This window comes from Marivirga sp. (genome assembly GCF_024636815.1).
Taxonomy (GTDB): Bacteria; Bacteroidota; Bacteroidia; order Cytophagales; family Cyclobacteriaceae; genus Marivirga.
The window spans coordinates 1-15,605 of the sequence record NZ_JAGXGF010000013.1 but is presented as its reverse complement, the minus strand read 5'-3'; the positions used below and the strand labels follow the sequence as shown (position 1 = coordinate 15,605).

Genomic DNA, 15,605 nt, shown 5'->3' with positions numbered 1-15,605 from the left:
GACGATATCGAGAAAAACGATAAAGTTTCTTTCGAAACTACAGATGGTAAGAAAGGCTTAAATGCCATTGGTGTCAGAAGAGTATAATTCTATTTATAGATTCTGAATGTAAAGCTGATTGGTCGCCAATCGGCTTTTTTTATGTCCAAGCACTATTATGTTTCCCAATTATGTTTCCTGGAAAAGGCAGTAAGGTCGCTCCTCCGGAGCTTTGATAAGCAGTTTAGTACAATTGTTACCGTAAGTTAGCCCCGCTGGGGCTGAAGGGTAGTAGATCTTGAAATTTGCCTTTTATAAAACAACATGATAGTAATAGCTCATAACAAGTCCCAGAGGGACGACCATATGGTAACAACTCATACTACTTGCTACTTGCTCTAATAAGTTCCGTAGGAACGACCTTATTTTTAACCACAAAGGCCAAAGACAACAAAAGGTTTTTCGCTAAAGCGAAAAATAAAAATTAAAAATAACACATTCCTTTTGATTTCTTTTGTGTTTATGTGTTTTTCAGCTTTACTGAAATCATTTTCCCTTTCCCAAAACAATTCTTTACCCTTTATATTATTTATAGCTGTAGATTTCAATTAATTTTGATTGATTAAAATTATTAGACTAATGAAAAACTTTAATATAGAATTACTTTCTAAAATATGTGAAACTCCTGGTGCACCAGGTCATGAGAAAAGGATTAGGGATTTAATAATCAGTGAAGTGAAGTCTCTGGTTGATGAGGTTGAAGTTGATAACATAGGGAATATTCATGCAGTCAAAAAAGCAAACAGTAATCCTGATGGAAAAAAGGTAATGGTAGCTGCTCATATGGATGAAATAGGCTTTATGGTGACTCATATAGATGAAAACGGTTTCCTTAGATTTACTACCTTAGGAGGGTTTGATCCGAAAACATTAACTGCTCAGCGTGTAATTGTGCATGGGAAAAAAGATGTGATAGGAGTGATGGGCTCAAAACCCATACATGTAATGTCCACAGAAGAAAGAAACAAGGTGGCTAAAACGGAAGACTACTTTATCGATTTGGGATTGAATAAAGAAGAAGCTGATAAAATAGTTTCAGTAGGAGATGCAGTTACCAGAGAAAGAGGCTTGATTGAAATGGGTGATTGCGTGAACTGCAAATCTATAGATAATAGAGTTTCAGTATTTGTGTTGATAGAAGCATTAAAGACATTGAAAAATCATCCTTATGATGTTTATGCAGTTTTTACGGTACAAGAGGAAGTAGGGCTTAGAGGTGCAAATGTAGCTTCCCATAAAATTAATCCGGATTTTGGAATAGCATTGGACACTACCATCGCTTTTGATTTGCCAGGAGCTCAAGATCATGAAAAGGTTACTTCTTTAGGCGCAGGAACTGCAATTAAAGTATTAGATGCAATGACCATTTGTGATTATAGAATGGTGGAGTTTATGAAGCAAACAGCAGATAGAAACAGCATTAAATGGCAACCGGAAATCTTAACCGCTGGTGGAACTGATACCGCAGGCTTGCAAAGAATGGGTAAGAATGGAGCAATAGCAGGGGCTATTTCTATTCCAACTAGAAATTTGCATCAAGTAATTGAAATGGCTCACAAACAAGATATATTGGATTCCGTTCAATTATTAAATGCTTGTTTAGAAACCTTAGATAAGTATAATTGGGATCATTAATAGAGCCTATTAGGCATTTACTTGAGAGATTGTAATAATTACTTGATAGTGAGAATTAAATGTCGAACTTTTGTTTAATTAATTAAGAATAAAAATAAATATTATGAGAAATAGTTTGATGTTATTCGCCTCCATTTTTTTATTCAGTTTTTCAGCTGCCGCACAACAAGATGACCCTATCAATATTACAGGGGTAATTTTGGATGCTGAAAATATGGAACCTGTTCCATTTACAACAGTTTTAATTGGAGATGGAAAAAGTGGTACAGTTGCAGATAATTCAGGTTATTTCTCATTTTTAGCTTATCCTAGTGATATTATCACCTTCAGGAGCGTAGGTTATCAAAATTCTACCTTTGTAATTCCTAAATTATTAGAGGGTAAAACCTATTCTTTGATTGAGTTAATGGTACAAGAAAATGTTCTTCTGGATGAGGTAAAAGTTTATCCATTGCCAGACGCAGACTATTTCACGAATACCCTTGTTAAGAAGGAATTGACCGATGTTCAGAAAAAACAATTAGATGATTTTAAAAGGAATTTAAATAGTTTATTGGATAAACAATACGAACAAAATAATCCATATTATGATCAATGGAGATATGCCAGATTATATGAAATGACAGGCATAGTACCACCCAATAATTTCCTAAATCCCATGACTTGGAGTAATTTTATTAGAGATTGGAAAAAGGAGAATAATAAATAAATCTCGTTGCTGTAGATCAGACCTTGCAGGTTTTTAAAATCTGGAAGGTCTTTAGCACATCACCCTATCTCCCAGCTCTCAACTGTTATTTATAGCTATTTCCGGTCTGAGCTTCGGTGCTAACCTATTTCCTTGCGAGCTGGCAGCTTTGTTTTCTAATTTTGAAAATTGTGTTATCGAAACCTAAACACATCAACACTTACGCTCTTCAACACCTAAATCCCTATCATCACAAAAGCTCCCCAGTAAATTGGGTCTTTATACTCATTTCTGATTTCTTTCTTGGCATCAATGAAGGCTTGTCTTTTATCTCCTGTCTCTAGCCATTTTTCATAAAATGATACCATTAATTTCTCTGTAGCTTCATCAGAAACTTTAAATAAGCTCATTACTAAAGTTTTTGCACCAGCTACTAAGAATGACCTTTGTAATCCGAATACGCCTTCTCCACCATGTACTTCACCTAAACCTGTTTCACAAGCCGAAAGCACGACTAAATCTGTTTTATCCAAATTCAGGTTCATGGCTTCATAGGCTGTCAAAATTCCTGGTTCAATATTGTAATTAAAACGAGTTTTAGCTAATACATCACCTGCTCCTTTCAATAATAAGCCTGTATTCAATAATGGATTATCACTCAATTCATTTTTATTGAAGCTATTGCCTGGATTTCTATCTTCTTTTTCAGTAAAGAAACCATGTGTTGCAATATGGAATACACTAGGGCTATTAATTTCTTTTACTGTTTCTTCTGAAGCTTCCGTATCCATATATTTTGAGGTTGTCCAGTTATACTGACTAAATAATTTAGTTAGTTCATTAACCTCTTTTTTTGTTCCTGGTAAGTCGCTAATTTGTCTAGCTCCGGATCTAAATTCGCTAACATAATCTTGGCGTGAAGCTAAATAGAATTTAGGATCTCCAAATAAGAGTGCTGTTTTATCTTCCTGAGGGGTGTCTTCTTTCTCCTTTTTTAAGTATAAGTCTTTAGTGTTGCTGACTAGTACTATATTGGTTTTATCTAACAGATACTGCTTGTCCCCAATTGGAATAGCCTCTAAGTTGATTTGATTATAAACTCCATCTGGTGATAAATAGATAGTTTTATTCGTACCAATGGCTTTTTCAATTGGTTGCCAAAAGTTTTTATAAGAAAAGTTGTCGGTTATTCTGTATTTTATTGCATTCTGGTAATTGTTAAAGAATTTAGATTCCATATCATTGCCATTTTCCATCACAACAAACTCTGGTTTATCTATCTCTTCATTTTTTAAAATCAGCATTAAATAGACTACTGAATCAGTAATATAATGATCGAAATATTTGAACCTTACCATTTCTATGGCTACTTCATTTGGCTGTAGGGTTTCTTTAATCTGTTGCCAATTATATTCTTTTTGAATGATTCCTTCACTAAATAATTCAGACTGCTGGCTTAATGATTTCTCTATCAATTCAACATCTCTAGCTAACTGACTTAAGTCTATATTTTCACTTTCAAGCTGTTCCTTACTCATCGATATGGCATCTGAAAGCAACTCTTTTTTGTCCAGCCAATTAAAATACTGAGATTTTAAAGTGGAGTCATTACTGTTTAAAATTCTCTCACGCATCTTAATAGAACTGCTTAATAAAAGTCCTTTTGTTTTAAGGGCGTTATTATAAACAGTTTCTATCATTTCAGGAAATCGGTCATGCATGCTTAAAGCCATCGTATTGAAATAGTCATAATCATTCTTGATGGTGTTCCAATATTTAGTTTTTTCACGTTCACTTAAGGCCGGGAAATAGTCTTTGATGAAGCGGTTATAATTCTTCATCACCTCTTCAATGTAATCTTTGGCTTTTCTTTGATTTCCATCCATATAGTAAACCTTACTCATACGGGAAGTAGCTTTCACATACTCAGGATGTTGATCATTAAAGAATTTTTCATTAAGCTTTTGACTATCTTTGTACTCACTTTCAGCATCATTCCATCTTCTTTGTTTGTAAAAAATATCACCTCTGAGTATGTGAATGTCTGCGGCTTTTATATTATTTCTTCTACCAGCCTTTTCTTTCCATATGGTTTCTGATTGTTCCAAAAAGCTCAGGGCATCTTCCAGTTTATTTTCTGAGATGAAGAATCTAGCCAAATCTTTAAGCAAATCAGCATAAAGTGGACTTTTAACAGAAAATCTTTTACCTATAATCTCTTTTGCTTCAAATAATAAGTCTTGTATTTCTTTAGAATCTTCATTTCCTTTATAAAACATGACGATAGCTAACTTGGAAATGGAGGTTGCAACATCTACATGGTTTCTTCCAAATTGATTTTCAAGGATACTAATAGCTCTTTTATAAAATTCTTCAGATTTGTCGTAATCGCCTATTGTCTCATATAGCTCTCCTAGTAGTAAAATTGCAGGAGCATTTTTTGTGGATTTTTCTCCAAATACATTTTCAGATATTTCTAATGCTCTTCTGCCTAGTTCTTCAGTTTTAGTGTAGTCTCCTTTAATAAGTTGAAGCCTACCAAAATCAACCATTGGCAGTATAAGTTTCCTACTGTCATTCCCATATAAATCCTTATTTCTTTTTAATGCTTTAGTAAGAATTTGATCTGTCTCTCCATATTTTCCTACTTTCATATAAACAGATGCCATTTCTTGAGAGGCAATTAGTGGATTGTATTCAGGGCTAGGGATTGTATTAGCATATAATTTTTGAGATAACTCTAGCGCATCTTCAGCTTCATCAAAAAAACCTTTGATAGACATTAATTTAGCATATGTTTCTAATGCCTTGATGTAATAGACTACATTGAAATCACCATCAAATTTTTCTAATACTTGGAGCGACTCACTTATATTTTCTGCAGCTTTTTCATATTCCCCAATTTTTATTTGCAAATCAGCTACTAAGTTAAGCTCTTTTCCAAAATCTATATCTTGATTACCATATTTTACTCTAGTTATAAGTAGTGCTTCATCTAAAAGCTTGGAGGCTTTTTTAAATTCATCGTCAGCTTGATATGTGTTGGCTAAATGGTTTAAAAAAGTCACATATTTATAGTGCTTAGTAGTGATTTGATTTTCTATTTTTCCATAGTATTCTTTATTATAAATCTTTACAGCTTCTTTAAATTTATCAGTGTAATCTACCCAATGATGCGCTAATTCCAGTCTGCTGTAAGCTGTAGTGATGCTAGTGTCACCGTATAATATTGATTTTAATTTTATAATTTCATTAAGATAATTTTCAGCATTTTTATATTGATTTTTTGCTGAAGTAGCTTTTACTAAGGTTTCTAATAAATCAATTCTAATTGGATGGTCTGCAACTTTGAGACTATTATCTTCTGATAATTTTGCTGCAGTATTTTGTATTTTATTATAATCACCTCTTTTAAGGTTTAATTTAAACGATATATTGACTAGTTTAACAAAATGAGAGCTGCTTTTATCAAAACCAGTTTTCAATATTTTCTCTAAGTCTTTATTAAAAGCCAACGCTCTATTTATGTTATTCTCCTTAATGTCATTTAGTATAAGTTTTTCTAGATATTTAAGTGTGGCTGGATGATTTAATCCATTGGCAGATATAGAATAATTATAGGCATCTTTATAATAGCTGTAAGGTAATTCTCTAGTACCATTCTCTTCCAAAAATTCAGCGAAATAATATAGATGCTCTACAAAATATTTATTCTTTTTATCAAGCTTGTCTTGTATCCAAATTTCCCCAGTTGAAAAAGCTGAATCTGCTCTTCTGATTTCGCCTTTAAGCCTTAATGCATTACTTTTCAAAGTAATCATTCTGGCCGCATCTTCATATCTCTTTTCTAATTGATTTCTATTAAGGTTTTTGTCTTTATCGAGGGTTCTTTGCAAATAAAAAGCCTCTTCCTCATTGATTAATTTTAATGCTGTATTGTAATCTCCAATAGCGATTAATATTTCTGCTTTTTTAAGTTTCAGTTCATTCATATAAACTTCATCGGCAGCAGATGAATTTTCAAAAATCTCTATAGCTTTTTCTAAGTAATGAAAGGCTTTAACATAGTTTCCATAATTCACCATGTTTTGAGTGGCATCAGTTAAATTAATCCCATGACTAACGGAACTATATCCATTTGCTTTCTCGCTTATTTCTATAGCGTCATTATTGAGTTCATAGTAATTATTAAACTGGCCTCGTGCCCAATTATATTTTGCTTTTTTAAGTTTAGCTACTGCTATAAATTGATTTTCAGTACCAAATTTTTCAGCACTTTTACTTTCAAGTTTATTTGCAAATTTTAAAGCTTTATCAAATTTCCCCCGGTTAAACTTTTTTTCTGCTTTTTCTATATACTTATTATATTTCTCAACACTCTGCCCGTTTGAATCAAAATGAAAGTTTACTAAAAGAAATAATCCTAGTAATAATAGTCGAAAAAGTCTTTTTAAAGTATTCATATTGATTGAATTATTACAATTTATTATAAGATAAAGATAATAATATTTTTTTGATTCTCAGCTTGTTAATTCCTGATTGTAATCAGCTATTGAATTTTAGATTTACTTTTACAAAAGTATTTAAATTTTAAGAGTTATTCTAATTGTTATTCCTACTCTATTACTTATATAATATTATTAGTTTTGCAATTTGAATTTGTTTGAATTAGTCGTATACAGAAGCATACCAAGCGAGCAAGAATATTTTATGAGGAAATATAGTTTGTTGGGTATGCAAATAGCTGGACTATTTCATAGCCTGTCCAGACTAATGGAGGGGATGATTAAAAAGCAATAATATACAAATGAAAACTCAAGATTTTAAAGAACATATTAAGCGTAATTATCTACTGGCATACCCAGTTGTCTTGAGTCAATTGGGTCATGTATTAGTCGGTACAGCCGATTCTGTAATGGTCGGTAGAGTAGGGACTGAGGAGTTGGCTGCTGTTTCAGTTGCTAATGCTGTTTTTAGTGTTGCTATGATGTTCGGTATAGGAATCTCTTTTGGATTGACCCCATTGGTTGCCCAATCAGATGGTGAAGGAAATCATCGTGCTTCCATGCGTTTCTTAAAACATAGCTTTGTCATTAACTTTTTTTTCGGACTTCTTCTCTTTGCTATTTTACTATTTGGCGGATTTATTTTAGATGTTTTAAATCAACCGAAGGAAGTGGTTGTATTAGCGAAGCCGTACCTTGCCATCGTTGGATTTTCCTTATTGCCTTTTATGATATTTCAAACTGCTAAGCAATTTGCGGAAGGATTATCATTGACTAAACAGGCAATGTATATCACCTTGAGTGCTAATGTAATTAACATCATTCTCAATTATATTTTAATTTTTGGTAAACTTGGTTTTGAGCCTATGGGTTTAGTGGGGGCAGGTTGGGCAACACTCATTTCACGTGTTTTAATGGCTATAGTCATGATAATTTTCGTGAGATATTATAAGAAATTCAGAGTTTATTGGACATATTTTAAAGTTACCATTTGGAATTCAATTTCATTCAAACAGTTGCTTAATTTAGGAGTGCCAACTGGCTTTCAATATATTTTTGAAGTCGGAGCTTTTGCCTCTGCTGCTATAATGATAGGCTGGATGGGAGCCGTTCCTTTGGCTTCTCATCAGGTAGCCATGAATTTGGCTTCTATAAGTTATATGATGGCAACGGGGATTTCAGCTGCTGCAACCGTCAGAGTAGGAAATCAATTGGGACAAAGAGATATCCCCACTATGCGGATTGCGGCTTTCACTTGTTTTCTGATGGCCATTATCTTTATGAGCTTCACAGGCCTGCTTTTTATGGTATTGAACGATTATCTGCCGATGTTATATACTTCCGACCAGGAAGTTATTGGCATTGCTTCCTCCTTATTAATTATAGCAGCACTTTTCCAGCTTTCTGATGGAATTCAAGTAGTTGGACTAGGAGCATTACGTGGCATGGGAGATGTAAAACTTCCAACTTTAGTCACCTTTATGGCTTATTGGGTTATTGGTTTGCCTGCAGGCTATTTATTAGCTTTTACTTTAGGCTTTCAAGAAAAAGGGGTTTGGTATGGTCTGTTAATTGGTCTTAGTGTGACAGCTGTGATTCTATTTATCAGATTTAATAATAAAACTAAGAAACTAGCGGGTAAAATGAATCAAAGTATAACTGGGTGATATATCCAGCCTTCTTTTTTAGCAATTTCTAAAAGATCTTTTGGTATTGTTTTCTTGATTTTTGGAACTGATTCTAGAATCCCCCTATACCCCAGACCATAAACCGCACAAATTACGGAATCAGCAACATCAGTTTTTTCTTTTGCTTCCTGAAAATAGTATTCAAATCCTTCAATTTCGGCAAACCTTATATGCTCAAATATTTGTTGATATTTCTGGAAAACGGAATTCTTCTTTAAGATGGTACTTTTCAATAATCCGGGATATACTTCTATAGCCCTAATGTTTTTCTCCTGATCAAATGGTAATACTGAAAAGTCACTAAATTTCATTTTCAATTCTCCTATCAAAGTTATGGCTACAGTTGCATTGCTGGTCAAAAAGCTAAAGGAGGCACTTAAAGGCGTTTTGCAAAAATGATTTTTGATGTATAAATCAGTAGCTCGCCATGCAATAGGATTTTCTTTTTTACCATCTTGAAGTGTATTGAAAATATTGAGCGGGTTTTGATTAATGATTTCTTTGAATAACTCGGGAAATTGCAAAGGAGCATCGATTCCTAAAGTTATAATGTGAGTATGCTGATATTGACTTAATATTTCTTCTATTGTTTCTTTTATTTTGTAGATACTTAATTTTGTTGCCATTAAAAGTTTAATTTCGCTGTCAACATATTCCAAAATACAAAGACCATGATTTTTACCACTCCAACCCCCAACGTCCCAACCAATGGAAATTTCCTTATTTTTTAGTTCTCTTGTCATTTATTATTTTTAGGATTTAAAGTATGCAACATTTTTACAAGCAGATATACACAGTTTGGTGCGCAATTGTTTTCATTTGCTTATTCCTGCTATTATATCCTTTTTTTCTTATCATTATTGTCAATAAATCATGGCATAAACACTGTTATTATCTCAATAAGCTATGGGCTAATGTAGCTTTATTTCTAGTAGGAATTAAAACGCAAGTTGAAGGGATTCATAATATTAACCGCAATGAACAATACGTTTATTGTGCCAATCATTTTTCACTTTTAGATATAGTAAGTTTCGGTTTTGCACCTCATTCTGTAGTTTATGTAGGAAAAAGTGCTCTTGCCAAAATCCCATTATTTGGATATATGTTTCGTAAATTGCATGTGACTGTTAATAGAGCAAGTCCTACTAATTCATACAAAGCTTTACATCTTGCGCTTGAAAAAATGGGAGAGGAGAGGTCATTAGTAATGTTTCCGGAAGGGGGGATTCTGTCTAAAAGAATTCCGGAGATGAGTAGATTCAAAGATGGGGCATTTCGCGCTGCTATTACAAAACAAATTCCGCTTGTGCCTGTGAGCCTTCCGGATAATTGGATAATTTTACCTGATCGAAAAATCCCGTTGATTACAAGACGAAAAATGAGAATGATTTATCATGAACCCATTCCTACAATAGGACTCAATATGGAAGATGTACCTTCGTTGAAAGAACAGGTTTATGACAAAATAGCAAGTGAATTAGGAACACTACAAGAAGATGAGTATAAATAAAGAAACTTTGGAAAAGATCGCTCATTTGGCGCGATTACAGTTTGATGAAAAATCTGAGGAAAGAATGCTGAAAGACTTAAATAATATGCTTTCTTTTGTAGAGAAATTGCAAGAATTGGATACAGATAATATTGAGCCTCTGCAGTCCATGACTTTTGAGTCTAATCAATTAAGAGAAGATAAAGTAAAAGAGCACCTTTCTCATGAAGATGGTATGAAAAATGCTCCCAAAAAGGATGCTGACTATTTCAGAGTGCCAAAAGTAATTGAATAAGAAGAAAATGAATAATTTAAATTTCTGGAAAGATTGGCGTGGAAAATACAGGAGCATTTATCAGGTGCTCCTTTTTGTTTTCTTTTTATCAATAGTATATAGTTTTTATTCTCAATACAATAGTTATGACATTGCCTTTCCAAAGGAAGTAGCAAGGAAAACTCAAAGCATTGAATTATCTCTTCATAATGTTCAGGATTTTGTATTTGACTTACAGGTTCCTGCCCGCAGTTATGTAATTTTTCAATCTTTTCTTTCTCTGGATTCAGGCTTTAATTTAAGGGATACTTATCTTCTAATTGCGATTATTTTTTGTTGCTTCAGTATCATGATGACAGCCGCTACTTATCTCAGTAGGTGGTGGTTCATTATTTTCCAATCTGTTTTTGTTATTTGGATTATTACATTGAAACTACAATTCCTGAATATATTTGGGATTGATAATCAGTTGTTCACATTTGTTTTTGTTGGACTTTTCCTCATTGCAGGTTATTATTTTCACGCATTCAAAGATGATGCAGGCCTTTTTCAGAGGTGGCTTGCTTTTGCATTGATTTTGATTGCTTTACTTTCATTAGTAATTATAGGCTCCACCGTGGAGGCACCAGTGGTATTTATGGCGCATCATGGAATTATAGTCCCGATTATAATTACCATTATTTTTATCTTCAATGTTGCTTATGATATTATTTTGCACATCCTTTATTTATTAGCAGGAAATAAGAGTAGTGATGGAAGCTCAAATCTTTCACATTTTCTCATCATTTCAATACTTTATCTAATTTATGTAGGCTTGACTTTTGCTAAAAATGATAATTTAATAGATGTCGAGATCATTTACCTTAATGAATTTTTATTGTTTGGAGTTTCTGCAGTTTTAGGTATTTGGGGTTTTAGAAAAAGAAGTGAATTAATCAAAAGGCAATTAATATTCCGACCATTAGGTGGCTATGTATATTTGGCAATGGGAATTATGGCTTTTTCTGTTCTGACATGGGTATTTAGAAATGGAAATGACCCACTCATGGATACATTTGAGGACATGATTATTTTTTCTCACTTAGGTTTCGGTATTTTATTTTTCATTTATGTGCTTTATAATTTTGTAGGCTTATTAAAAGCAGGTCATGGGATTTATCCTGTAGTTTTCCGACCTGTTAATATACCTTATAATTTGGTAAGAGCTGTTGGCTTTGGTATTGTGGTGGTTTTGATATTAAGGACTTCTTATTTGCCTTATTATCAGGCGATATCAGGCTATTATAACGGGCTAGCTGATTATTATGAATATATAGGCGAGGAGGAAAAGGCAACAACAACTTTTAAAATAGCAAGACAATATGCCTCTACTACTCATAAACATAATTTTGAAATTGGTAAACGTAAATATGAAGCTAAAAAATGGGCTGAAGCTTCTGCCTATTTTTCTCAAGCCAATTTCAAACGACCGAGTGTTCAAGCATATTTAAATAAGGTACAAGCCCAGTTAAATGCAAGTCTTGTATTTGAAGCACTATTTACTTTGGAAGATGCTCAGCAAGTTTTTCCGGATAATCCTTATATTTTAAATATGAAGGGCTTGATTTTTGAAAAATTAAATAGAACTGATTCCTCCTTTATCTATTTTGATGCTGCTGAAAGAGCGGCCAAAAGAGGAGAGGCCGCTAATGTTGCTCAAGTAAATCGCTTAGCGTTATTTGCTAAAAATGGAATAGATGAAGAATTACCTGAACAATCTACTCTAAATGGTAAATCCGTAGCGTATCAGGCTAATTATTTGGCGTTGGCTAATAGAAAAAGAGCCTTTATTGATAGCATAGATTTAGAAGCTACTAAAATTCCAGAGATACTTACTTATAATGATTTTTCTTTCATTTTTAACCTGACATTGAATAAGTCTATCAATTATGAAGATTTTAAATCAGATACTATTAATTGGCTAGGCCAGATTTCAGAAAATCAAGATTTTGTGAAATCCTTAAAATATGCCTCTTCCTCTAGATTGAACTATGCAGGTAAAATTAATGATGCTTATAGTTTAATTTATGAATTAGAAAATGACGATATATCAGATGCTGACTTTTATTATTTATTGCATGGTCTTTGGCTAATGGAACAGAAAGAGTATTCAGAGGCGGCTGATCATTTTACTAAGGCGGCTGATTTGAAAATAAGTAAAGCCGATACCTATCGCACCATTGCTTTAATTTTGGACGAAAGATTATTTGAAGCTGCTCAAGTTTATGAAAAACAGCTTGAGTCTCAATCCATTTCATCTGATTTGCTTCAGAATGATCCTTTATTTCAATTTTTGCAAGGGAATCCATCTGCTTTGCCTGATAGTTTCAAGTATTTATGGCTGAGAACCAATACATCATTACAAAAAGAAGAAAGAGATTCCATTGAAGGGCTATTAACAGGATCACCATTTCTCACATTGCTAAAACTTAATGAGGTTGAGGGAGAAATTATAAAAGGTGATTTTGAAAGCGCAAAGGAATATTTAGTTGGAGTAGAAATACCTCAGGAGGAAAAAGGCTTAATTATCTATAAGAATAACCTTAGAGCTTTAATCGCAACTATTACCCAAGATAATCAATTAGGAATGCAAGTAAAGGAGTCCGAATTACTTAAATATCCCTATAATTATCAATTAGTTTGGGATGCATACAAACAAGCAGAAAATAAGGATACTGATAATTTGAATAAGACCATGGAGAGATTAGGTCGTGAAAATGCTTTTTTTGAATCAGCGGTGCTTTTTAGTGCTGATTATTTCAGAAATCAGGATAAGCCGGAAAAAGCCTATGAAATTTTAGTAGAAGCGATCCGTTTGAATTCTGGTAGCACTGCCTTGTTAAAGGCATATACTTTACAGGCTTTAAGATTAAATTTGAGCTCCTATGCGGAGGAATCTTATAGGGAATTGGAAATGTTATTGACCACAGGTGAGTGGGAGAAGTTTTCACAAGAGTATGAAAGTATAAAAGAAGAAGTAGAACAAATACCATGGTAATTTCCGTTTATCACAAATCAATTGTAGAAATCATACTTCTGAATTAAATTTTGATCTTAAACTATCAATGAATAATAAAATTAATGAAACAATCTGTAATTCAAACCAAAGACATAGCTAAGATATATAGAATGGGGACTGAAACAGTGGAAGCACTAAAATCAGTCACTATCAATATCGATAAAGGAGAGTATGTTGCTTTTATGGGGCCATCTGGTTCCGGTAAATCAACTTTGATGAATATTATTGGATGCTTAGATACGCCTACTAGAGGTAGTTATCAATTGGCCGGGCAAGATGTAAGTGAAACCTCTGAAAACGATTTGGCTGAAATCCGAAACAAAGAAATAGGTTTTGTTTTCCAAACATTTAATTTGCTGCCGCGACAATCTTCATTGGAAAACGTGGCATTACCATTGGTTTATGCAGGTTTTAGCAAATCAGAAAGAGAAGAAAGAGCCTTGGAAGTATTGAGTAGTGTTGGATTGGGTGATAGAGCTCATCATAAACCTAATGAGCTTTCTGGGGGTCAACGACAAAGGGTGGCGATTGCCAGAGCTTTGGTAAATAACCCTAGTATTATTTTGGCTGATGAGCCAACAGGTAACTTGGATTCTAAGACTTCCCATGAAATCATGGAATTGTTCCAATTACTTCATGATCAAGGAAATACAATTGTAATGGTGACTCACGAAGATGATATTGCACAGTATGCTCACAGAATTATTCGGATGAGAGATGGCTTAGTGGAAAGTGATCAAATAAATGAAGATTTTACAAGGGTGGGGACAGAAATGGCTCCTTAAAATTATTCAATTTAATTCTATCTATATGTTGTAAGTAAGATTGATTAAATTTAGATTTGAATATGAGCGAAATTTCCTACCCCATAAAATTATTGATAGCTGATGACCACGAAATTTTAGCCAGTGGTATGTCATCTATTCTTTCTAATCATGAGGATTTATCTATTTTAGGTACGGTTTCAAATGGACAGGAGGTTCTTAATTTTTTGGGCAAAAATGAAGTAGATGTAGTAATAATGGATCTGAATATGCCTGTTTTAAATGGGATTGAGGCTACAGAAATCATTAAAAAGAAATTTCCGAATACAAAAATATTGATCCTTTCTATGTTTGACAGAGAAGGCTATATTCAAAACGCATTGGATGTGGGGGTTGATGGATATGTGCTGAAAAATGTAAGTGAGGATGAAATTATTTCTGCTGTTAAAAGAATAATGGAAGGTAAAACCTATTTCTCACAGGATGTAATGGCAAAAATGGCCATGAAAATGAGAGTTTATGGTGAGTCGGAGGGAGGAGTTAAATTGACTGATACCGAAAGAAAGATATTACAGCATTTAAGCGAAGGCGATACTTCTGGAGAAATATCTGATAAATTGGATTTAGCTCCGAATACAATTGCCTCATATCGTAAGTTATTATTACAAAAATTCGAAGCTAAAAACGTTTCTCATATGGTCAAAATGGCATTTGAAAAAGGTTATTTAGGTTGAAATACCAACTCAATTTTTTATAATGAAGTATTATATCATTGCTGGTGAGCGCTCAGGCGATCTTCATGGCGGTAATTTGATTAAAGCACTAAAATCACAACTCCCTGATTCAGAAATTCGCTGTTGGGGAGGTGATGCCATGGAAAATGCAGGTGGTGATTTGGTGGTTCATTATAGAGAAATGGCCTATAAGGGCTTTTTAGAGGTTGTAAAACACCTCGGAGCCATTCGAAAAAAAATAAAATTCTGCAAAGAGGATATTTTAACTTTTAAGCCGGACGCCATAATTCTGATTGATTATGCAGGCTTCAATATGAGGATTGCCAAATTTGCAAAAGCCTATCATATTCCGATTCACTACTATATATCTCCTAAAATATGGGCATGGAATCAGAAAAGAGCCCATAAAATCAAAAAGTTTGTAGATTATATGTATGTAATCTTACCTTTTGAAAAGGAATTCTATAAGCGATATAATTTTGAAGTAGATTATGTAGGTAATCCTTTATTGGATGCTATCCGTGATTTTAAACCTAGTGATGATTTCTCCTTTAAAGATAAAGATGTTGTAGCTGTTTTACCTGGAAGTCGAGAGCAAGAGGTTACACACATGCTCGATAATTTACAAAAAGTAACTCAAAAATTCCCGCAAGAACATTTTGTGGTGGCTGGAGTAAAAAATTTGGATAAGTCGCTGTATGCAAAAGTTGAAAATCAACCCAATGTGAGCT

At 33.4% G+C, this 15,605-nt stretch carries 12 protein-coding genes; 9 read left to right on the top strand and 3 right to left on the bottom strand.

Annotation, left to right across the window (positions count from 1 at the left end; translation table 11 throughout):
• Nucleotides 1-407: 407 nt before the first annotated feature.
• Nucleotides 408-587, bottom strand: a complete 180-nt coding sequence (locus Q0L29_RS01085) for a hypothetical protein (protein WP_296618414.1) — start codon at nucleotides 585-587, stop codon at nucleotides 408-410.
• Nucleotides 588-618: 31 nt separating this feature from the next.
• On the opposite strand from Q0L29_RS01085, the gene Q0L29_RS01080 reads away from it, so the two are divergent.
• A complete protein-coding gene (locus Q0L29_RS01080) occupies nucleotides 619-1,674 on the top strand; it encodes a M42 family metallopeptidase (RefSeq protein WP_296618413.1) in 1,056 nt (351 codons plus the stop codon).
• 103 nt (nucleotides 1,675-1,777) lie between these two features.
• A complete protein-coding gene (locus Q0L29_RS01075) occupies nucleotides 1,778-2,383 on the top strand; it encodes a carboxypeptidase-like regulatory domain-containing protein (protein WP_296618412.1) in 606 nt (201 codons plus the stop codon).
• A 215-nt stretch (nucleotides 2,384-2,598) separates the two neighbouring features.
• On the opposite strand, the gene Q0L29_RS01070 is transcribed toward Q0L29_RS01075, so the two are convergent.
• The gene (locus tag Q0L29_RS01070) at nucleotides 2,599-6,825 is read right to left on the bottom strand and encodes a CHAT domain-containing protein (RefSeq protein WP_296618411.1); all 4,227 of its coding nucleotides are present in this window, start codon (nucleotides 6,823-6,825) and stop codon (nucleotides 2,599-2,601) included.
• A 344-nt stretch (nucleotides 6,826-7,169) separates the two neighbouring features.
• Between Q0L29_RS01070 and Q0L29_RS01065 the strand changes: the two genes are divergently transcribed.
• Entirely contained in the window at nucleotides 7,170-8,534 is a 1,365-nt protein-coding gene (locus Q0L29_RS01065) for an MATE family efflux transporter (RefSeq protein WP_296618410.1), read from the top strand.
• Here the strand turns inward: Q0L29_RS01065 and Q0L29_RS01060 are convergent.
• Entirely contained in the window at nucleotides 8,516-9,298 is a 783-nt protein-coding gene (locus Q0L29_RS01060) for a DUF429 domain-containing protein (protein ID WP_296618409.1), read from the bottom strand. The two genes, Q0L29_RS01065 and Q0L29_RS01060, sit on opposite strands and share 19 nt — an antisense overlap.
• A gap of 23 nt (nucleotides 9,299-9,321) precedes the next feature.
• Between Q0L29_RS01060 and Q0L29_RS01055 the strand changes: the two genes are divergently transcribed.
• The 6 genes from Q0L29_RS01055 to Q0L29_RS01030 all read left to right on the top strand — a co-directional run.
• Nucleotides 9,322-10,065 carry a 1-acyl-sn-glycerol-3-phosphate acyltransferase gene (locus tag Q0L29_RS01055; RefSeq protein ID WP_296618408.1) on the top strand — a complete coding sequence of 248 codons (744 nt, stop codon included), beginning with the start codon at nucleotides 9,322-9,324 and terminating at the stop codon, nucleotides 10,063-10,065.
• Entirely contained in the window at nucleotides 10,052-10,339 is a 288-nt protein-coding gene (gene gatC / locus Q0L29_RS01050; protein ID WP_296618407.1) for an Asp-tRNA(Asn)/Glu-tRNA(Gln) amidotransferase subunit GatC, read from the top strand. Before Q0L29_RS01055 ends, gatC begins: the two co-directional genes overlap by 14 nt.
• A 7-nt stretch (nucleotides 10,340-10,346) precedes the next feature.
• Nucleotides 10,347-13,355, top strand: coding sequence for a hypothetical protein (locus tag Q0L29_RS01045; protein ID WP_296618406.1), 3,009 nt, complete (start codon nucleotides 10,347-10,349; stop codon nucleotides 13,353-13,355).
• A gap of 83 nt (nucleotides 13,356-13,438) precedes the next feature.
• Nucleotides 13,439-14,161: an ABC transporter ATP-binding protein gene (locus Q0L29_RS01040; RefSeq protein WP_296618405.1), complete on the top strand. Its 723-nt coding sequence runs from the start codon at nucleotides 13,439-13,441 to the stop codon at nucleotides 14,159-14,161.
• Between the two features lie 62 nt (nucleotides 14,162-14,223).
• Nucleotides 14,224-14,874, top strand: coding sequence for a response regulator transcription factor (locus tag Q0L29_RS01035; RefSeq protein ID WP_296618404.1), 651 nt, complete (start codon nucleotides 14,224-14,226; stop codon nucleotides 14,872-14,874).
• A gap of 22 nt (nucleotides 14,875-14,896) precedes the next feature.
• Nucleotides 14,897-15,605, top strand: a 709-nt coding sequence (locus tag Q0L29_RS01030) for a lipid-A-disaccharide synthase (RefSeq protein WP_367275735.1), incomplete at its 3' end; no start/stop codon positions are given.